Here is a 19,516-nt window from a genome sequence, read left to right on the forward strand (position 1 = left end):
GGTAGCCTGTGTCCGCCCATCAAGAATAGCTAGGATTTTGAGCGAGTCAAAGTCTTGAGCGATGAAGCTCATTTTGCCTTTCTTGAAACTGTACTCGTCCCAGCTCATATTCTCAGGTAGCCAGTTCAAGTCTGTCTTGAACTGGAATTCCTTTAGCTTTCGGATAACCGTTGAGGTTGATACAGCTAGGCTGTCAGCGATGGCCGTCATTGTCACCTTCTCAATCAGTTTCTGGGCGATTTTCTGATTAAGAATGACGGGAATTTGGTGGTTTTTCTTGACCAGTGAAGTTTCAGCGACAGCTATTTTCCTGCAATTTGAACAACGAAAACGGCGTTTCCTTAAACGAATTAACGTTTTATAGCCAGCACAGTCCAGGTAGGGTATTTTGGATGGTTTCTGGAAGTCGTACTTGGTCATCTGTTCTTGGCAATGTTGGCATTTTGGGGCAGGGTAGTCCAGCTTAGCGATGACTTCCTTGTGGGTTCCAGCATCGATATAGTCTGAAATCGAGATATTAGGGTCTTTTATTCCGAGTAGGTTTGTGATAAAATTGAACTGTTCCATATGAGTCTTTCTAATGAGTTGTTTTATCGCTTTTCATTATAGGTCATATGGGACTTTTTCTATACTCAAAAAGGCTCCATAATCTCTGCAGGGGAGTTACCCACTACAGAAATTATAGAGCCCATTATACTTAAAGAACGGTGAGGAGAGGTTAAGATGACCAAGGAATTAAAGGGGAGCCTGATGGTTCTGATTGCAGGTTGTGCCTGGGGCATATCAGGAGTATCGGGTCAATTTTTGATGGACCAAGGTGTTTCAGTCAAGCTTCTCACCAGTTTGCGTTTAATTATCGCGGGTCTGGTTCTAACAGGAATCGTTGGTCTTTCTCAACCCCAGCAGTTGAAAAAGATTGTAAAAGATAAAGGAACCCTGGTTGGGATTTTTATCTTTGCGATTTTTGGTCTCGTTCTCAATCAGTTTGCCTACCTCCAAGCCATTCGTTATACCAACGCAGGTACTGCAACGGTTTTACAATACATCACGCCGGTCTTGATTTTAGCCTTTGTCTGCTTGAAGAACCGTACTCGACCAACCTTGGCAGAAGTGGTAGCAATCGTGCTTGCTATCGGTGGGACCTTTGTGATTGCCACCCATGGGAAACTTGGCAGTTTGGCCATCACGCCAACGGGGCTTTTTTGGGGTATTTTGTCTGCCTTTACCTACGCAGCTTATATCCTCATTCCGGTCCGGTTGATTCAGAAGTGGGGATCGCTTGCCGTTATTGGGCTTGCCATGTTGATGGGCGGATTGGTATTTCCCTTGGCAACTCAGGCTTGGCAGTATGAGGTCCACCTATCCTTGAGTACTCTGTTGGCCTATCTTGGTCTGATTGGGATTGGAACGATTTTTGCCTATACCGTTTTCCTTAAAGGGGTTAGTCTGGTTGGAGCCGTAAAGGGGAGTCTACTAGCTTCTATTGAGCCTATCGCAGCGGTCTTTTTTTCTGTGATTCTTGTTCATGAAACATTTTATGCTGTGGATATTATCGGTATGGCTATGATTATCTCTGCGGTAACGCTAGTGTCGCTCCGCGATTTGCTGGCAGAAAAACAAGCGAAACAAGTAGAACATTAAAAAAGAGTGGAACAGAACTAAAAAAGTCACAAGAGTTCGTATTCCCGCCCCTGTATGGCTTTGACAGTTTGGGGGGAGGCTATCAAAGGTGCGAGCTTAAAAATTTGAAAGTGAGCAGTAGTTCAGTAGACTGTTTGAAGTTGGAAATTGAACAAGCGTTGTTTGCCTCAGTCGTTAGAACTGAAAAAGCTGATGAAATCAGAATATTAAAGTTCACTCAGCAGTGGTTCATTGGTGTGAAGCACCAAATGAACTGTTCAGGGGCCTTTCAAAGCTGGCAAGGCCAGTAGAAAGGCTCCCGACCACTGCGTCTTGCAAGTATAACTGAAAAAACAAAGAAGCTGATGACTTTTGTATCAGCTTCTTTTTTACTTATTCTTTTTACTCAACAGGCTTCGACAAAGAGTTGTCTGGCAACGCTTGTCGTAATCTGTAGCGATACTCCATCACGTTCAAGGGTCAGTGTGCCAGCAAAGTCATCGATGGCAGTAATGGCGAGCCTATCTCCGATAGCCAACTGATGTTCGCTCATATAGTTGAGCAAGGGCTCATTATCCTGAAAACGCACCAGGCGGTAACGACCAGGCCGATCGATTGTATCCAGTGTTATCTGATAATCTTCGACCAAGGGTTGCCCTTTTTGGGGGATGTTGCCACCATGCGGGCAGTGTTTAGGGAAGTTCAGTAGGATTTCAAGTCGATCGATGAAGAGGTCGGAGACGGTGTGCTCTAAGATTTCAGCTTCTTGATGAACTTGTTCGGGAGAATAGCTGAGCTGGTTGATGAGGAAGACCTCTAAGAGCCGATGCTTTCTGTAGAGCTGAGCTACTTGGTCTTGACCAGCTCCTGTAAGCAGGTAACCTGATTCTTTGCTTTTTTCAATCCAATTTTCTAGAAGGAGTTTTTTCAGCATCTCAGAAGCAGCAGGAGCAGAAACAGCCATATTCTCTGCAATCTGTTTATTGGTGATTTTATCGCTTGCTTGCCCCAACTCATGGATGCATTTTAAGTAGTCTTCTTTGTTAGGTGTCATACGTGGCTCCTTTTTCTTTGTTTTATTATAACAAAAATTTAAAAAATAGTTGACAAAAATATATTTTTAGCTTATATTTATATTAAAGTTAGGGCAACCTAATTTATAAAATAAACAAATTTAATCTAGGAGATACATATGTTTAAGAAACTTGCAATTGCCGGATTGGCACTGTTTTCGGCACTAGGGCTAGCAGCCTGCTCTGATTCAAAAGAGGCTGGGACTTCAACTGAAAAACCAACTGTAACGGTGACGACATCCTTCCTCTACGATATGGTTGACCAATTGGCTGGTGACTATGTCGACCGTGAACTGATTATTCCGGCTGGTGAGGATCCACACCTTTACGTCGCAAAATCAAGCGATCTTAAAAAGCTGCAATCTGCTGACCTTGTCCTTTATCACGGTCTTCACTTTGAAGGCAAGATGGTGGATGCACTTGAAGCGTCTGGTGTGGCAGTGACAAAAAACTTTGAAGAGAGTGAGATTGGCACTATGGAGGAAGATGGAGAAGTAGAAACTGATCCACACTTCTGGTTTGATGTTGCCCTCTACAAAAAAGCAACCGAGGTAGCTGCTGAAGAATTGGAAACATTGGTTCCAGATCATAAGGATGAGATTGCAGCAAACGTCAAGAACTACCTCAAGGAATTGGACGACTTAGATGCTTGGGTTAAGGAAAGTTTGGCTGATATTCCATCTGAGAGTCGTTACTTGGTCACTCCTCACGATGCCTTTAACTACTTTGCTCGTCGTTATGACTTTACCCTCTACGCTCCTCAAGGAGTGAGCACGGATTCTGAAGTTGCCAACAGTGACATGATGAAAACTGTTGATTTGATTATTGAACATAAAATCAAGGCTATCTTTACGGAATCAACGACAAACCCAGAGCGGATGGAAAAACTCAAGGAAGCTGTTGCTGCCAAGGGTGGTTCTGTAGAGGTCGTAACTGGAGAAGGTAAGGAACTCTTCTCAGACTCTCTAGCACCAGAAGGTGAAGACGGTGACACTTACATCGATATGTATAAACACAATGTTAACCTTATGGTTGAATACTTAAAATAAACTCTTTCAAAATCTTAACTTGCATGAGTAAGTTTCCTGTGTTAGGATAGGTAAGAGTAAGAAGAATAGCATGCAGTCAAGGTCTTGAGGTTCTCAGACCTTTTCTGTGTAGATGAAAGGAAACGACAATGCAGGAACAAATTTTAAGGGTTGAGCATTTGCGGGTCGACTATGGACAGGTACAGGCTTTAGAAGATATGACGCTGTCTATCCCCAAAGGAGTACGTGCGGCAGTGGTCGGTCCAAATGGTGCTGGGAAGTCCACCTTTTTCAAGGCAATTTTAGGACTAGAAAAGGCGACTCAAGGTCAGGTCACTCTTTTTGGTCAGTCTAATCAACTTGAGCAGATTATCAAGGACAAGGTAGCCTATATTCCTCAGGCTAGTCAAGTCAATTGGAATTTTCCAGCAACCGTTTATGATATCGTCATGATGGGACGGTTTGCCCATATCACAGGCCTCTTTAAGCGTCCTCGTGCACTGGACCGTCAAAAGGTTGAGGAAGCACTGGAGACCATGAGATTAACGGATTTGAAGGACCGTCAGATTGATCAACTTTCTGGTGGGCAGCGTCAGCGGGTCTTTATTGCTCGCGCCTTGGTTCAGGAGGCAGACCTTTATCTTATGGATGAGCCATTAGCGGGTGTTGATATTGAAACTGAAAAGATTATCATGGCAACACTAAAAACCTTTCAGGAGCAGGGGAAAACGTCGATTGTTATCCATCATGATTTGACGACGGTGAGTTCTTATTTTGACTATATGGTTTGGCTCAATCGCAGAGCTGTCGCAGCGGGTCCTCTTAAAGAGGTGATGACAGAGGCTAACTATCTAGCAACCTACCGGGTCCAGGATGTCAGTCTCCTCTTTGGTAAGGAGGGCTAGGTATGGACTTGTTAAGAGATTATAGTTTCTGGACGGTCGCTCTGGGAACCGTATTTCTGGCCTTGGCAGCTAGCTGTGTCGGGACCATTACAGTCCTGACCAAGCAAAGTCTAGTTGGGGATATGGTGGGACATGCCTCTTACCCAGGTGTGGTTTTTGCCTATATGGTGTTTCAGAGTCGCCAGCCCATCTTGCTGATGCTGGGAGCCATGCTTTCTGGCTATCTATCCTATGGCCTGGTTTACTGGGTTAGTCGGCATTACCGTCAAAGTTTGACCAATGGTCTAGCCCTGGTTTCGGCAGGTTTCTTCGGATTAGGGATGGTGCTGAAACAGTTTGTCCAGGGAAATGCACACTTTGTCAATGCCTCCCAGGCAGGCTTGCAGACCTATCTCTTTGGGCAAGCAGCCTTTATTCAAAAGGATGATGTGTTTTTGATTCTAGCTATGGCGACTGTGTGTTTGATTTTGTTTGTAGTCCATTACCAACAGTTTAGGCTTTATCTTTTTGACCCAGTATTTGCTCAGACACATGGCATTCGCATTGGTTGGCTCAAACAATTGACTATTCTTATGATGGTTGGTCTGATAGCCGTTGGACTTAAGGTGGTGGGAGCTATTTTGATGAGTAGTTTTCTCATCGCTCCAGCTGTCTTTGGGCTTCTCTTAGGGAAATCCTATCCGCGGGCTCTGCTATGGTCAGCTAGTCTAGGAATGGGTGCTGCTTTTGTCGGGACCTATGTGTCGTCTCTAGTTTCGGGGCTGTCGACAGGACCAAGTATTATTGTGACCATGACTGGTGTGACCCTTTTGGCTTACTTTGGTCAGTTGGCGATGAAAGGAGGACGGGTTCATGGGTGAAGTATTAGCGATTTTAATCTGCGTGGCCCTATCCTGTGGGCTAGTTGGCGGTCTTTTAGTGGTGCGTAACCAAGCCATGCTGGCAGATGCCCTATCCCATTCGGTGCTTTTAGGGATTGTTTTGGCCTTCTTTGTGGTCAAAGATTTGGACTCGCCACTCTTGATGTTAGGGGCGACGGTGTTTGGGGTACTGACGGTCTTTTTCATCGAGGGTCTGGCTAGTAAAGTCTTGGCACATGATGCGGCGACCGGCTTGGTATTCCCTCTATTGTTTGCTTTGGCCGTCATTTTAATCTCTCTTTTTGCACGTAATGTCCACCTGGATATTGACATGGTTCTGATGGGTGAGGTCCTCTTTGCCCCTCTTAATCGTATGGATTTGTTTGGGTTATCCTTGCCAAAAGCCTTGGTCAAGTCAATTGTTGTCCTGATTGGGGTTGTTAGTGCTATTGGATTGAGCTTTCCAGTGCTTAAGGTCTATCTCTTTGACCAGACGCAGGCTCGACTGGCAGGTATTTCTCGGTTGGCTTTGGAGATTTTTCTGACCTTATTGACAGCGCTGACGATTGTCAATTCCTTTGATTCGGTAGGATCGGTGTCAGTTATTGCCCTCTTAGTGGGACCTAGTATGACGGCTCTCCTGTGGGTCAAACAGTTCAAGAAGCTCATGTTTTGGACCTGTCTGGTGGCACTGGTGGAGGTGCTTGTAGCCTATGCCGTGGCTATGGCCTTGGACTTTACCCTGGCAGGGACTTGCGCCCTGGTCTGTCTCCTTGGTCATGTGGTCGCTCTGCTATTGCATAAAAATAGAAAATCTGTCTAAAGTAGGTCCGCTGGGCTTGCTTTTCTTGTTGCTAGAGAGGTGCTTTTTACTAAGAACTGTGGTAAAATAAGGGGTAATAAACTTTTTTGGAGTAGAATGTGAGTATAGAAGATTATAGGCCGACCTTTGCAGTGGAAGCAGTTTACGATCTGCGTCCAGACAGTCTAAGAAAACACAATATTCGTGCGGTTTTGGTGGATTTGGACAATACCCTTATTGCTTGGAATAATCCAGAAGGAACACCGGAATTGCGGGAATGGTTGGATGAGATGACGGAAGCTGACATTCCGGTTGTCGTAGTGTCTAATAATAATCATAAACGGGTGCAACGGGCGGTCGAGGCCTTTCACGTTGACTTTGTCAGTCGGGCCATGAAGCCATTTACGCGTGGCATCAATATAGCCATTGAACGTTACGGCTTTGATCGTGAAGAGGTGGTTATGGTTGGTGACCAGATGATGACAGACATCCGGGCTGCCCACCGAGCAGGTATTCGGTCAATCCTGGTTAAGCCTATCGTCACGTCTGATGCTTGGAATACCCAGTTTAACCGCTGGCGAGAGCGTCGGGTTAAGGCCAAACTCACGGAAAAATACGGTCCCTTGGACTATAAAAAGGAACTTTAAGTGGAAAAATTATTGTGTATCGGGTGCGGTGCCAGCATCCAGACGGAAGATAAGGCAGCAGTGGGTTATACACCCCAGTCTGCCCTGGAAAAGGGGCTTGAAACTGGCGAACTTTACTGCCAACGTTGTTTCAGGCTCCGCCATTATAACGAAATCACCGATGTCAACATCTCAGACGATGAGTTTTTGAAACTCCTCCACGAAGTTGGGGATAGCGATGCTCTTGTAGTCAATGTGGTTGATATCTTTGACTTCAACGGCTCAGTCATTCCAGGGCTATCTCGCTTTGTATCAGGCAATGATGTGCTCTTGGTCGGAAATAAAAAGGATATTCTCCCTAAGTCAGTCAAGGATGGCAAGGTCACTCAGTGGCTGACGGAACGGGCTCATGAAGAAGGACTGCGTCCTGTTGATGTTATTTTAACCTCTGCTCAGAACAAGTATGCCATCAAGGAATTGATTGAGCGGATTGGCCAACTGCGCAAAGGCCGGGATGTCTATGTGGTCGGCGTGACCAATGTTGGTAAATCAACCCTCATTAATGCCATTATCCAGGAAATCACAGGTGATAAGGACATCATCACGACTTCTCGTTTCCCAGGAACGACCTTGGATAAGATTGAAATTCCGCTGGATGACGGCAGTTACATCTTTGACACGCCGGGGATTATCCATCGCCACCAAATGGCCCACTATCTGACGGCCAAGGACCTCAAGTACATCAGTCCCAAGAAGGAAATCAAGCCCAAAACCTACCAGCTCAACCCAGAGCAAACCCTCTTTTTGGGTGGCCTAGCACGCTTTGATTATGTTTCTGGAGAAAAGCAGGGCTTCACAGCTTATTTTGACAATAACCTGCAACTTCACCGGACGAAACTCGCTGGAGCCGATGCCTTTTACGATAAGCATGTTGGGACGCTGTTGACACCGCCAGCCAGCAAGGACTTGGCTGAGTTTCCAAAACTCATCAAGCATGACTTCACCATCACGGAAAAGACCGATATCGTCTTTTCGGGCTTGGGCTGGATTCGTGTGTCCGGAATCGCAAAAATCTCAGCCTGGGCGCCAGAAGGCGTTGCTGTCATCAAGCGCAAGGCGATTATCTAAAGTCGCTGAATCAACAATTAGTTGATAGAGCTAGAATTTATTGAGACTGGCTCTAGCAGGTGGAGTCCTTCAGGTATCTTTAGACTTGGCTTATCTAGCCATACGCTAAAGTGAACTTGGGTCGGGAAAACTGTCCTGCTCTGCTATTGAACAAAAAGAAAGAAAACCTATGCTAACATCTAAACAACGGGCCTTCCTCAAGTCGGAAGCCCACAGCCTCAAACCTATCGTCCAGATTGGCAAGAACGGTCTCAATGACCAAATTAAAACCAGCGTCCGTAATGCCTTGGATGCTCGTGAGCTGATCAAGGTCCAACTCCTGCAAAATACGGATGAGGATATCAATGAGGTCGCTGAAATCCTGGAGGAGGAAATCGGTGCGGACACTGTTCTCAAAATCGGTCGCATCCTTATCCTTTACAAGCAGTCGGCCAAGAAAGAAAATCGCAAACTCTCTCCTAAGGTGAAGGTAATCTAGGGGACGAGCCCCGCAGCTACTAAGAATCACAAGGAAGACATTATGGCACTTGAACTCTTAACCCCTTTTACAAAAGTTGAATTGGAAGTTGAAACCAAGGACAAGAACCGCAAGCAGGTCGGCATCTTGGGTGGAAATTTTAATCCTGTCCACAATGCCCATTTGGTTGTGGCTGATCAAGTCCGCCAGGAACTGGGCCTAGACAAGGTCTATCTGATGCCGGAATTTTTGCCACCCCATGTGGACAAGAAGGAAACCATTGACGAGCAGCACCGCCTCAATATGTTGTTACTGGCTATTAACGGTGTTGAGGGCTTGGACATCGAGACGATAGAGTTGGAGCGCCAGGGCATTTCCTATACCTATGACACCATGAAGCTCTTGACCGAGGCCAATCCTGACACGGATTACTACTTCATCATTGGAGCTGACATGGTCGAGTACCTGCCCAAGTGGCACCGGATCGAGGAGCTGGTCGACCTAGTTCAGTTTGTCGGTGTTCAGCGACCTAAGTACAAGGCAGGGACCAGCTATCCTGTCATCTGGGTAGACGTTCCTCTCATGGACATCTCCTCCAGTCTGGTCCGTGACTTCCTCAAAAAGGGCAAAACCCCTAACTATCTCCTGCCTGAGCCAGTCCTCGCCTACATCAAGAAAGCGGGGCTCTACCGATGAAATACGACGCCTATATCGATTTTTCTCGCGAGGCGCTTTTGGAAAAAATAGCCGGAGCTATGAGCGAGAAACGCTTCCGCCATGTTTTGGGTGTTGAGGAGACCAGTCTGGAGTTAGCCGCACGCTACGCGACGGACCCCGTCAAGACCAGCCTAGCGGCGCTCTTGCATGACTACGCCAAAGAGCAAACGGACAGCGTTTTTCTAGACCTGATTGACCGCTACCAGCTGGACCCAGACCTGAAACACTGGGGAAACAATGTCTGGCATGGAGTGGTTGGACGCTACTTGATTACCGAGCATTTCGGCTTGACAGACGAGGAGATTCTCACCGCCATCGCCCGACACACGGTGGGAGCAGGCGAGATGACTCTGCTTGATAAGGTCCTCTATGTGGCAGACTACATCGAGCCTGGGCGGGATTTTCCAGGTGTGGACACTGCGCGTGCCATCGCCAAGGAAGACCTGGACAAGGCCGTCGCCTACGAAACCGCCCGTACCGTCGAACACCTAGCCCACAAAGGTATCCCCATCTACCCACAGACCATCGAGACCTATAATGGGTATGTGGGGTATCTATGATCACATTGAAACCTGTTGATGAGAGCAGCTTTTATCAGGTCTTACAGCTAACGGTGCGTGAGGAGCAAAGACATTGGGTCGCGGATAATGCGACGTCTCTTGCTGAGTGCTGGCTCTATCGTGACAATGGCGATGTCTTTCCCTATGCTGTTCATACGGATGAAGGTGTGGTTGGTTTTGTCCTGATTGACATTGATGAGGACGACAAGCAGTTTATGCTCTGGCGGGTCATGATTGACCAAAGCCAGCAAGGGAAAGGTTACGGTAAATCCGTGCTAGAAGCGGTGATGGAACTTGCTAAGAACCATCCTATTTGTGATCACCTGCGCGTGGACTATGTCAAAGGAAATGACAAAATGGCTCACCTCTTGAGCAAACTCGATTTTGAGGTTTGCGGTGAGGATGAGCGGGAAATGTTTACCCAAAAAACCTATAAAAGGTACCCATCTATCCACAGATTATCGAGTTCTGTAAGGAGCGCGTGAAACGCGCCACAAGCGGATGCTGATGCTGTGGTGAAATACTTGGTAGCAGAGGTTTGCTACCAAGTGACGGAAGTTTTGAGACTTGGGGCTCAAAACTTAGGTATGGAACTCTGCAAGAGGTTGCTACCGTCCGCACCACCCAAGTCAGTATCAAAAAATAATCATAAAGGAAAACAAATGACCAAACAAGAATTACTAGAAATCATCGTCAAGGCCGCTGATGAAAAGCGGGCTGAGGACATCGTAGCTTTAGACCTGGCTGGCTTGACTAGCATGACCGACTACTTTGTCATCATGAATGCGACCAACTCCCGCCAGCTAGAGGCCCTTGCGGACAATATCCGTGAGAAGGTCAAAGAAGCAGGTGCTGACGCCAGCCATATCGAAGGCGACAGTAAGGGTGGCTGGGTTCTCTTGGATCTCAACGATGTCATCGTCCACATCTTTGCTGAGGACGAGCGTTACCACTACAACCTGGAAAAACTCTGGCACGAGGCACCACTGGTGGACGTGACAGGATATATTGCCTAATGAACAGCTGAAAAGCTGTTTCTTTTGTAGCGAGCCTAGAAAGGTATCAAAAAAGAAAATGACTAAAAACTACGAAACCTTTGCGTCGGTTTACGACGCCATCATGGACGATTCGCTCTATGATGCCTGGACGGACTTTTCGCTCCGCCATTTCCCCAAAAAAGCCAAAGGCACTCAGCTCCTAGAGCTGGCCTGCGGAACGGGCATCCAGTCGGTGCGGTTCGCACAAGCGGGCTTTGCCGTGACGGGCTTGGACTTGAGCCAGGAGATGCTGGACATCGCCGCCAAGCGCGCAGCTTCAGCCAAGGTCGCTATCGACTTTGTGGCAGGCAACATGCTAGACCTATCTGGTGTCGGGAGCTTTGACCTAGTGACCTGCTACTCGGATAGCCTGTGCTACCTGGCGGATGAGGTCGAGATGGGGGACACTTTTGCCCAGGTTTACGCCCATCTCAATGAGGGCGGGACCTTTATCTTTGACGTCCACTCCGTTCATCAGACGGACGAGGTGTTCCCGGGTTACTCTTACCATGAAAATGCCGACGACTTTGCTATGGTCTGGGACACCTATGAAGACGAGGCACCGCACTCCGTGGTTCACGAGTTGACCTTTTTCATCCAGGACGAGGATGGACGCTTTACCCGCTATGATGAGATTCACGAAGAACGCACCTACGACCTCCTGACCTACGATATCCTGTTGGAGCAAGCAGGCTTCAAAAATGTCAAAATCTATGCTGACTTTGAGGATAAGGAGCCGATGGAGACCAGCAAGCGGTGGTTTTTTGTGGGGAGGAAGTAGGAGGTAAATATGGATTGGGTAAATTGCATAGATTGGTTTTTACGTATTTTACAAATCATAGCTTTTGTTGGGGTCATATTGAAGGTTTCTGTTCAGAAAGGTTATTCAAGTAATATAAAGGTAGAGGATGTCACACAGAAAGAAGAAAAAGATTATTTTTCTAGATTTCGTTTTATTGATCAGTATGAACATTTAGAGCATGGTTTTGAAAAAATCTTGATTTATCCTGTAGAAACAGATATTAAAAAATTGGTTTTTTATAATTTAACCTATGAAAACGGAAAATTGATTAAAAAATTGATTGAGACAAAGCGAGATATAAAAAATAGCACAGCTATTTTATTGAGAACAACACTTCCTGAGGGGGTTCCATCTTTAAAGATAGAGTGGACAACATCTGACGGGGAGATAGGAGAACACATTTTCCGTTACAACGGCTTTAACGGATATCATCATTTAACTGAGTATAAGTATAGATTAACTCTTAAGAAAAAAATCTTATCTGTTTTCGGTTTAAATTAGAATAGACCAACCTATAATATTTGATTACACTTTTGATAGGAGAAATATATGAATAAGTACTTGAGATTATTTCATTTTTCTAAGAATGAAGCAGATGTAGCGGTAGAATCGGGAATTATCTTTGATAATCAATATGAAAATTTTTCTGATATTTCCAGAGATATTGATAATCGTGTTTTATCATGTAGAGATGACCGTAATGTAAAAAACTTTCGGTTTAAAAGACCTACTCTGGAACTGGTTACAAATGTTTCAGAAATTTTTGATAGTCAAGAGACATTTGAGACACGTTCACAATTCATAGCTGAAAAGTTTAAAGAAGCAATACAAAGAAGATTTCATAAAGATTTTTATCTTGTTGTCTTTGCTACTCGAATAGCTGATGAAGACTTACTTTTTATTGCAAAAATGGAAACCAATACTGCTTTACAGGTGACAGACCAAAATACATTGAAAACTCTTAGAGATGTCTTACCTGATAGTAAATCAAGATTACATAAGGCAGTTGTAATTTATAAGGAATCAACAGTTCGGTATAAAGAAGGAAGGGAGGAGGAAGGTCAAGAACGCAGTAATATCCATTCAAAAGTTTTGGATAGATCTGATGATAATATTTCAGAGTATTTTTTAGGTAAATTTTTAGAAAGTGATCCCATTATTGACAATCCAGAAGCAGCAGCCCAGATAGCATTTGAGAATATTGCTCTTGTTACAAAGCCATATATAAAAACTGATAGAGAGCCTGATAGTGTTGAGAAGAAATTAAAATATTTTCTTTCAGAAGAACGACAGACATCGTTTGAGGGACTAATTCATGAAGTACAAGATTTACTTGATTTTGCGAATGCAGATAGACCAACAGATGCTGAAGCTTTGGCAAAACAAGCTTATGATAATGCCAAATCTAAGAATAATACTGTTGTACAAGAATTTAGAGCGAAGTTAAAACGTCCACCAAAGAAAACATTTATTTCATCTGATGATTATGGAGATAGGAAATTTAAGGTATCGTATTATGAAAGTTTAGAAGAAGCTGATATTATTATTTGGGAGGAAATTGAGGAATATAAAATTTTAAAAATTCACAAAGACTTACTCCCAATAGAAGAAAAAGGTCATTCAAATGCTGAGTGAATTATTTGAATTATTATCACATAATTCATCATTCTTAGATTCTATTACGACTAATATCATGGAATTTCGAGATGATGGAACGTTTAAATATCAAATTCAACTTCTTTCAATAAATAAAGAAGAAACATTATTATTACAGAACTCTTTAGGGCCTTTTGATAGTCAGGGCAATATGACTATTCATATTAATGATTTTCATATTAAAGATAAACCTGAAATTTCAGAGAAAAATAAGATTGCACTAACAATTTCTCAAAAGTATTTACCAGATGAAACAATCTATTTATTTTTAGAAAAAGATTTTCCTCTGTTTGAGAGAAAATTTTTAGAAAAATGTTGTTTTAAAGATTTGGTTGATTATCAAAATAAAATAACAATTGAATTTCCTGAAAATAATATAGATATTTGTTCACCTATTTTTTCCACTCTAAAGAATGATAGTATTCAAATTCCTAAGATTTTTCTTGAGAATAAAAATTTTCAACAAATAAGTCTTTTTGCAACTCCATACTTAGTCAACTCAAATAATATTTCTAAGTATGCTAGTCATGCAATTGACGGGCTACTTGATATTTTATCAGAGAGAAGAATATCAGATGATGAGATCATTATTAGTTTTAATAGAAATTCGATACTGGATAGAAGAAAGATTATTTTAAATCAATCTACGTTTGATAACTTATACTATATTTTGAATTTTATATTCTCTGAGAGAGAAAAATATTATGATAGATTAATAATTTTTAAAGATTTATTTTCAGTTCTTGCGAATGAAAATGATGAGCTATCAGATAAAGAATTTGAGAAATTATCAAAGAAACTTAAGTCTAATTATACACTTTTTATTACTGATAAAATGAAAAGTTATATGGATGATAAAAATAAGTTAACGGAAGAATACGCTAAAATTCATAGTGAAACCATCGCTGGTATTCGCACTGTTATTAATGATTTAACGCAACAAATTACAGTGCTATCAGGTACAATTCTAGCTTTTCTGTTATTTGATGGTATAGAAAATATAACTAAAATATTGATTTCATCAATTGTAGCAATGCTGTATTTGGTTATTATAAATTTTGTTAACCATCAAAAGGGTTGGTATTTTGAATCAGAAGCTATTCTAAAAAATAAACAACATGTAAAGAGTATGTATCAAGTATTGAGCAGTGTTGAGCAAGAGTTCATTCAATCATTGGATAGTGACTTTGATAAAGACTTGGATAAGCTGAAAAGAATTGAAAAGTTTAATAAATATTTTTGTCTGATTTTACTATTTGTTAGTTTCCTAGTATTGTTATGGGCATGATTAAATATATAATCATTGTTATTAGATATTTTTACCATGCTACCCACCTACGAAAAAATCCCCCCACTTTTTTCCTGACAGGTTATCAAAAATGATATAGAAGTAGCTTAATGGGAGATGAGAAGGATGAAAGAATACACGACATTTAATCAACAGCTGATGATTCTAAGAAACCGTGGTATGATTGTGCCGACGGATGGTAAGCCCAAGCGTTTTTTAGAGCAGGAAAATTATTACAATGTGTTCAACGTCTACAAGGACTTGTTTTTGAAAAAGATATTTATCACTTATCGTCCCTCTCTCCAACCCGTCTTGCAGCTGAAGAAGCTCATTCGTAAAGGTAAAGAAGGTGGCTAGTGATTCTCTGTTTGTCGGTGATGGGACTTCTTACGTTAATGATAGTCGAAAACAAGCATGACACTTTTTCATCCAATGTTGTGCCTTGAGTGAAACGAAAGGAATGAACAATCATTATGGTATTAGAAAACAAGTTAGGCTTAACCACTTCCAGCGACTTGGCAAGGGAAGAGGAAAAAATCAGTAAAAAAAGCATTGGAGCTTTTTGAACAAGATTTGCTTAGAGACAAACCTCCAGGCATGTTTAGTACCCTCGCCTTTATTCACACCCACCTTTTTGAGGATATTTATCCTTTTGCAGGAAACATTCGGACGGTCAACCTCGCCAAAGGGAATTTCCGTTTTGCTCCGACCATGTACCTTCGAGCTGCTCTTGAGCATATCGACACCATGCCCCAAGCGACCTTTGACGCTATTATCGACAAGTATGTTGAGATGAACGTCGCTCATCCCTTTCGTGAGGGTAATGGCAGAGCAGGGAGACTTTGGCTTGACCACCTTCTAAAACATCAGTTAGGACAAGTTGTTGACTGGTCAAAAATTGATAAAGAAGATTATCTTCTTGCCATGGAACGTAGCCCCATTCGAAGTATTGAAATTAAACACCTTATCCAGCATGCCTTGACAACAGCTGTAGACAACCGTCAGATTTATATGAAAGGGTTGGACGCCAGCTATCATTACGAAGGTTATTTTACCTATAAAACGGACGAATTATAGCTATTCTGCCGAAACAATAAGTTTTTCAGCAACAGCTAATAAAAAGATAGCTTGCCCAATCCCTTCCCAACCCACTAAAACTTGGGAAAAGCGACAGTTGGGGGAAGTAGCGGAGATAAATCCTAAATCAGTTCTCCCTGAGGAATTCGAATACATTGATTTAGAGTCGGTAGTTGGGACAGAACTAGTTTCTCATAGGAGTGAAAATCTGCAATCAGCTCCATCTAGAGCTCAGAGGCTTGCTCAAAAAGGTGATATTTTTTATCAAACAGTTAGACCTTATCAAAAAAATAACTACTATTTTGATAGAGTTGAAGAGAATTTTGTATTTTCTACAGGATATGCGCAAATTCGTACTAGCAATGATGGTAGATTCATATTTACGTCTATTCAGACGGACAACTTTGTAACAATGGTGCTAAATAGTTGTACAGGTACGAGCTACCCTGCAATCAACTCATCTGATTTAGCTAAAATATTATTTTATCTCCCCACCCACCCCGAACAAACCGCCATCGGCAACCTTTTCTCCCAGCTAGACAGGGCTATCGCTCTTCAAGAGTGTCTTTTTAAAAGGTATAAACTACCATCTATATTGTCAAATTACTGAATGTTCGTGGTTTAAACCAATTATTTTTTTATTTTTTTCTGATAGAGAAAGGAGATTTATGACTGATACAATGACTTCTCAGAGTCTTTACAATTCCTTGTGGAAGGCGGCGGATATTCTCCGGGGTGCAGCTGAGAAGACCATTCGTCAAAAACTATTGGAAATGGGAGCTATTGATACCGTTATTGGTCTGCCATCTAATATTTTTTACAATACCAGCATTCCAACAACGGTCATTGTCCTCAAGAAAAATCGGACCAACAAGGATGTTCTCTTTATCGATGCTTCCAAAGAATTTGAAAAAGGGAAAAATCAAAACAAACTATTGGATGAGCATGTTGAACATATCTTGAAAGTCTATCAAGACCGCCAAGAGGAAGAAAAATACGCTCATGTAGCCAGTTTTGAGGAAATTGTTGAAAATGACTATAACCTCAATATTCCTCGCTATGTCTCCACTTTTGAAGAAGAGCCAGTTGTCCCTCTATCAGAGCTATCAAAAGAACTTATTTCTATTGACGAAGAGTTGGCCAGAGTAGAAAAAGACTTGTATGGCATGATGAGTCAACTGGTAGCAGACACACCAGACCTAGAAGAAGAACTGAAAAGTCTGATGGCGCTGTTTGAGGCAAGTGAATAAGATGACCATTTCAGGTATTATCGCGGAGTTCAATCCCTTTCATAACGGCCACAAGTACCTGCTGGATCAGGCGGAAGGCCTGAAAATCGTCGCTATGTCAGGCAATTTTTGCCAGCGGGGCGAGCCTGCTATCGTGGACAAGTGGACGCGTGCCCAGATGGCGCTGGACAACGGTGCAGACATCGTGGTGGAGTTGCCCTTTCTGGTGGCGGTCCAGTCGGCGGACTACTTTGCCCAGGGCGCGGTGGACATCCTTCATCAGCTGGGCGTGGACCAGTTGGTTTTTGGGACGGAGGAATGGCAGAGCTATCAGACAGTTGCCGATACCTATGCGGAAAAAAGAGAGGAGATGGAGGTTTTTCTAGCCGACCAACCAGCTTATCTGTCCTATCCTGAGAAAGCCCAAGCCATGTGGAAGGCGTTCACAGGTCTAGAATTTTCAGGCGACACACCCAACCATATCCTGGCGATAGCCTACGCCAAGGCGGTCGCAGGAACAGGTATTCACCTCTGTCCTATCCAGCGGCAGGGAGCTGGTTTTCACTCAGAGGACAAGGTCAGTCAGTTTGCCTCAGCGACCGCCATCCGCAAACACATGGACGATAAAGACTTTGTCCGCCAGGTCAGCCCTGCTGCAGACTTATTGCTAGGAGCGCCACGAGTGAGCTGGACAGATTATTTCCCTCTGCTCCGCTACCAAATCTTGACCAATCCAGACCTGACAGACATCTATCAAGTTAATGAGGAATTAGCCAGCCGCCTCCGCTCTGCCATTGGGACAAGTGAGACAATCGAAGACCTCATCGAGCAGGTGGCGACCAAGCGCTACACCAAGGCACGGGTGCGACGGGTCTTGACCTATATCCTGGTGCAGGCGAGAGAAGCAGCACTCCCGTCCAGCCTGCGGGTGCTGGGTTTTAGTCCAGCTGGGCAAGCCCATTTGTCGACCCTGAAAAAGTCAGTCTCTCTCGTCACCCGTATCGGCAAGGAGCCCTGGGACCAAATCACCCAGCAAGCTGATCGCGTCTATCAACTTGGGGCTCCCGACCTACCAGAGCAAAATTGGGGACGCACCATTCTAAAAAGTGATTTATAATGAAGGTACCAAGGAAATTTGGTGCCTTTTTTGCTGTCTAAGTACACTCGCTTGGGAAAAGCGACAGTTGGGGGAAGTGTTGACAATAAATAGTGGTCGAGATTATAAGCATCTAGAACCTGGAAAAATTCCAGTTTACGGTACAGGTGGATTTATGTTATCCGTTTCAGAGGCGTTATCTGCAGAGCTAGATGGAATTGGTATTGGTCGAAAAGGTACAATTGATAAACCTTTTATTTTGAGAGCTCCTTATTGGACTGTTGATACGTTGTTTTATTGTATTCCTAGGGAAATGAACAATTTAAACTTTCTATATTCGATATTTACAAAGATAAATTGGAAAGCGTTGGACGAATCAACTGGTGTTCCATCATTATCTAAATTGACTATTAAAAATGTGAATGCGAAAATCCCTTCTCATTCCGAACAAACCGCCATCGGTACCTTTTTCTCCCAGCTGGATCGGGCTATCGCTCTTCAAGAGCGTACGTTTTTGAAAAAATAAAAGGAGGACATATATTATGTCACATGCAGATAAAAATCAACAGCTTTTTCATCAGTATTATCTGGACTGGATAGATGTCTATAAGCGGGGTGCAGTGAGAGAGGTGACCTTGAGGAAATACCTTACGAGTCATTCTTGGGTTGTCAAGCTGATGCCGGAAGTGAGGCTCTGCGATTTGAACCGTGTTACTTATCAAAAACTTATCAATGATTATGCGAAACAGCATGAAAAGCAGACGACCTTAGATTTTCATCATCAGCTAAAGGGAGCTATTCTAGATGCTGTCGATGAAGGTTACTTATCCAAGAATCCAACACGAAAAATTGTCATCAAAGGGAAGAAGCCTGGTCTGAAAAAGCCAAAATTTCTTAATCAATTTGAGTTGCAACTGTTGTTGAATCATTTGGATTTAGGGGCTGAGGTGAACTGGGATTGGCTGATTTTTTTAATCACCAAAACAGGTCTCCGTTTTTCTGAAGCATTAGCGGTAACACCAGCAGATTTTGATTTTTCGCGTCAAATGCTAGTTGTCAATAAAACGTGGGATTATAAGAATGGGCAAGGATTTTTACCGACAAAAACAGCTTCCTCCATTCGTAAGGTTCAATTGGATTGGCAGACCGTTATTCGTTTTGAAGAATTGATCCGTCACTTGCCTGCGGATGCTCCGATTTTTGCTCGAGAGGCCGTTTTTAATTCGACGGTAAATGCCCATCTGGAAAAACATTGCCGTTCCTTAGAGATACCAGTGATATCATTACACGGCTTACGGCATACACATGCCTCCTTGTTACTCTTTGCAGGGGTGTCGATTGCCAGTGTATCCAGACGCTTGGGACATTCCAACATGACAACTACTCAAAAAGTCTATCTCCATATCATTCAAGAGTTGGAAAATCAGGATATGGACTTGATGATGCGTTCATTATCACGACTGTAATTCTTTAACCCATCAGCAGACGCTCTCTGCTGATTTCTTTTTTAAAAGGTCAAAAAAAGTCAAATAAAACCATTGACCTTTATTGACCA

Annotated in this window: 22 protein-coding genes and 3 pseudogenes; 23 read left to right on the forward strand and 2 right to left on the reverse strand. The window is 43.2% G+C overall.

The window, feature by feature from the left end; translation table 11 throughout:
• On the reverse strand, positions 1-567 hold a 567-nt coding region (locus ACFORF_RS06740), incomplete at its 3' end, for a transposase family protein (protein WP_380426643.1).
• A gap of 156 nt (positions 568-723) precedes the next feature.
• Between ACFORF_RS06740 and ACFORF_RS06745 the strand changes: the two genes are divergently transcribed.
• Positions 724-1,641 (forward strand): DMT family transporter, encoded by a 918-nt coding sequence (locus ACFORF_RS06745; protein WP_380426645.1) that lies wholly within the window; start codon positions 724-726, stop codon positions 1,639-1,641.
• Positions 1,642-2,026: 385 nt separating this feature from the next.
• Here ACFORF_RS06745 and ACFORF_RS06750 read toward each other — a convergent pair whose 3' ends face one another.
• On the reverse strand, positions 2,027-2,674 hold the full coding sequence (locus ACFORF_RS06750; protein WP_380426647.1) for a metal-dependent transcriptional regulator: 648 nt from the start codon (positions 2,672-2,674) through the stop codon (positions 2,027-2,029).
• 138 nt (positions 2,675-2,812) lie between these two features.
• On the opposite strand from ACFORF_RS06750, the gene ACFORF_RS06755 reads away from it, so the two are divergent.
• From ACFORF_RS06755 to ACFORF_RS06860, 22 genes and pseudogenes are all read left to right on the forward strand, one after another.
• Positions 2,813-3,742 (forward strand): metal ABC transporter solute-binding protein, Zn/Mn family, encoded by a 930-nt coding sequence (locus ACFORF_RS06755; RefSeq protein WP_380426649.1) that lies wholly within the window; start codon positions 2,813-2,815, stop codon positions 3,740-3,742.
• A 128-nt stretch (positions 3,743-3,870) separates the two neighbouring features.
• Complete coding sequence (locus ACFORF_RS06760) at positions 3,871-4,626, forward strand: metal ABC transporter ATP-binding protein (RefSeq protein WP_380426651.1); 756 nt, start codon at positions 3,871-3,873, stop codon at positions 4,624-4,626.
• A 2-nt stretch (positions 4,627-4,628) separates the two neighbouring features.
• On the forward strand, positions 4,629-5,486 hold the full coding sequence (locus tag ACFORF_RS06765; RefSeq protein ID WP_380426653.1) for a metal ABC transporter permease: 858 nt from the start codon (positions 4,629-4,631) through the stop codon (positions 5,484-5,486).
• Positions 5,479-6,309, forward strand: coding sequence for a metal ABC transporter permease (locus ACFORF_RS06770; RefSeq protein ID WP_380426655.1), 831 nt, complete (start codon positions 5,479-5,481; stop codon positions 6,307-6,309). Before ACFORF_RS06765 ends, ACFORF_RS06770 begins: the two co-directional genes overlap by 8 nt.
• A 98-nt stretch (positions 6,310-6,407) precedes the next feature.
• Positions 6,408-6,935 (forward strand): YqeG family HAD IIIA-type phosphatase, encoded by a 528-nt coding sequence (locus ACFORF_RS06775; RefSeq protein WP_380426657.1) that lies wholly within the window; start codon positions 6,408-6,410, stop codon positions 6,933-6,935.
• Positions 6,936-8,042, forward strand: coding sequence for a ribosome biogenesis GTPase YqeH (yqeH, locus tag ACFORF_RS06780; protein WP_380426658.1), 1,107 nt, complete (start codon positions 6,936-6,938; stop codon positions 8,040-8,042). It abuts the gene before it with no gap.
• Positions 8,043-8,211: 169 nt separating this feature from the next.
• Positions 8,212-8,520: a ribosome assembly RNA-binding protein YhbY gene (gene yhbY, locus ACFORF_RS06785; RefSeq protein WP_380426660.1), complete on the forward strand. Its 309-nt coding sequence runs from the start codon at positions 8,212-8,214 to the stop codon at positions 8,518-8,520.
• A gap of 42 nt (positions 8,521-8,562) precedes the next feature.
• Positions 8,563-9,195 (forward strand): nicotinate-nucleotide adenylyltransferase, encoded by a 633-nt coding sequence (locus ACFORF_RS06790; RefSeq protein WP_380426662.1) that lies wholly within the window; start codon positions 8,563-8,565, stop codon positions 9,193-9,195.
• Positions 9,192-9,776, forward strand: a complete 585-nt coding sequence (yqeK, locus tag ACFORF_RS06795; protein WP_380426664.1) for a bis(5'-nucleosyl)-tetraphosphatase (symmetrical) YqeK — start codon at positions 9,192-9,194, stop codon at positions 9,774-9,776. Before ACFORF_RS06790 ends, yqeK begins: the two co-directional genes overlap by 4 nt.
• Positions 9,773-10,261 carry a GNAT family N-acetyltransferase gene (locus ACFORF_RS06800; RefSeq protein ID WP_380426666.1) on the forward strand — a complete coding sequence of 163 codons (489 nt, stop codon included), beginning with the start codon at positions 9,773-9,775 and terminating at the stop codon, positions 10,259-10,261. Before yqeK ends, ACFORF_RS06800 begins: the two co-directional genes overlap by 4 nt.
• 177 nt (positions 10,262-10,438) lie before the next feature.
• Positions 10,439-10,792, forward strand: a complete 354-nt coding sequence (gene rsfS / locus ACFORF_RS06805; protein ID WP_380426668.1) for a ribosome silencing factor — start codon at positions 10,439-10,441, stop codon at positions 10,790-10,792.
• Positions 10,793-10,850: 58 nt separating this feature from the next.
• On the forward strand, positions 10,851-11,594 hold the full coding sequence (locus ACFORF_RS06810) for a class I SAM-dependent DNA methyltransferase (protein WP_380426670.1): 744 nt from the start codon (positions 10,851-10,853) through the stop codon (positions 11,592-11,594).
• Positions 11,595-11,603: 9 nt separating this feature from the next.
• A complete protein-coding gene (locus ACFORF_RS06815) occupies positions 11,604-12,116 on the forward strand; it encodes a hypothetical protein (RefSeq protein WP_380426672.1) in 513 nt (170 codons plus the stop codon).
• A 48-nt stretch (positions 12,117-12,164) separates the two neighbouring features.
• The gene (locus ACFORF_RS06820) at positions 12,165-13,250 is read left to right on the forward strand and encodes a hypothetical protein (protein ID WP_380426674.1); all 1,086 of its coding nucleotides are present in this window, start codon (positions 12,165-12,167) and stop codon (positions 13,248-13,250) included.
• Positions 13,240-14,559: a hypothetical protein gene (locus ACFORF_RS06825; protein ID WP_380426676.1), complete on the forward strand. Its 1,320-nt coding sequence runs from the start codon at positions 13,240-13,242 to the stop codon at positions 14,557-14,559. The genes ACFORF_RS06820 and ACFORF_RS06825 overlap by 11 nt, the downstream gene beginning before the upstream one ends.
• Positions 14,560-14,685: 126 nt before the next feature.
• Positions 14,686-14,835 (forward strand): annotated as a pseudogene (locus tag ACFORF_RS06830) (Abi family protein); the annotation flags it as partial.
• A 197-nt stretch (positions 14,836-15,032) separates the two neighbouring features.
• Positions 15,033-15,636 (forward strand): annotated as a pseudogene (gene fic, locus ACFORF_RS06835) (protein adenylyltransferase Fic).
• Positions 15,637-15,694: 58 nt separating this feature from the next.
• Positions 15,695-16,246 (forward strand): restriction endonuclease subunit S, encoded by a 552-nt coding sequence (locus ACFORF_RS06840; protein WP_380427087.1) that lies wholly within the window; start codon positions 15,695-15,697, stop codon positions 16,244-16,246.
• 115 nt (positions 16,247-16,361) lie between these two features.
• A pseudogene (locus tag ACFORF_RS06845) lies at positions 16,362-16,886 on the forward strand (N-6 DNA methylase); the annotation flags it as partial.
• 1 nt (position 16,887) lies between these two features.
• Positions 16,888-17,982: a nucleotidyltransferase gene (locus tag ACFORF_RS06850; protein WP_380426678.1), complete on the forward strand. Its 1,095-nt coding sequence runs from the start codon at positions 16,888-16,890 to the stop codon at positions 17,980-17,982.
• Positions 17,972-18,487: a restriction endonuclease subunit S gene (locus ACFORF_RS06855; protein WP_380426680.1), complete on the forward strand. Its 516-nt coding sequence runs from the start codon at positions 17,972-17,974 to the stop codon at positions 18,485-18,487. The genes ACFORF_RS06850 and ACFORF_RS06855 overlap by 11 nt, the downstream gene beginning before the upstream one ends.
• 16 nt (positions 18,488-18,503) lie before the next feature.
• On the forward strand, positions 18,504-19,427 hold the full coding sequence (locus tag ACFORF_RS06860) for a site-specific integrase (RefSeq protein WP_380426682.1): 924 nt from the start codon (positions 18,504-18,506) through the stop codon (positions 19,425-19,427).
• Positions 19,428-19,516: the final 89 nt, after the last annotated feature.

Origin of the sequence: Streptococcus caprae (assembly GCF_042649745.1) — a bacterium.
Classification (GTDB): Bacteria; Bacillota; Bacilli; order Lactobacillales; family Streptococcaceae; genus Streptococcus; species Streptococcus caprae.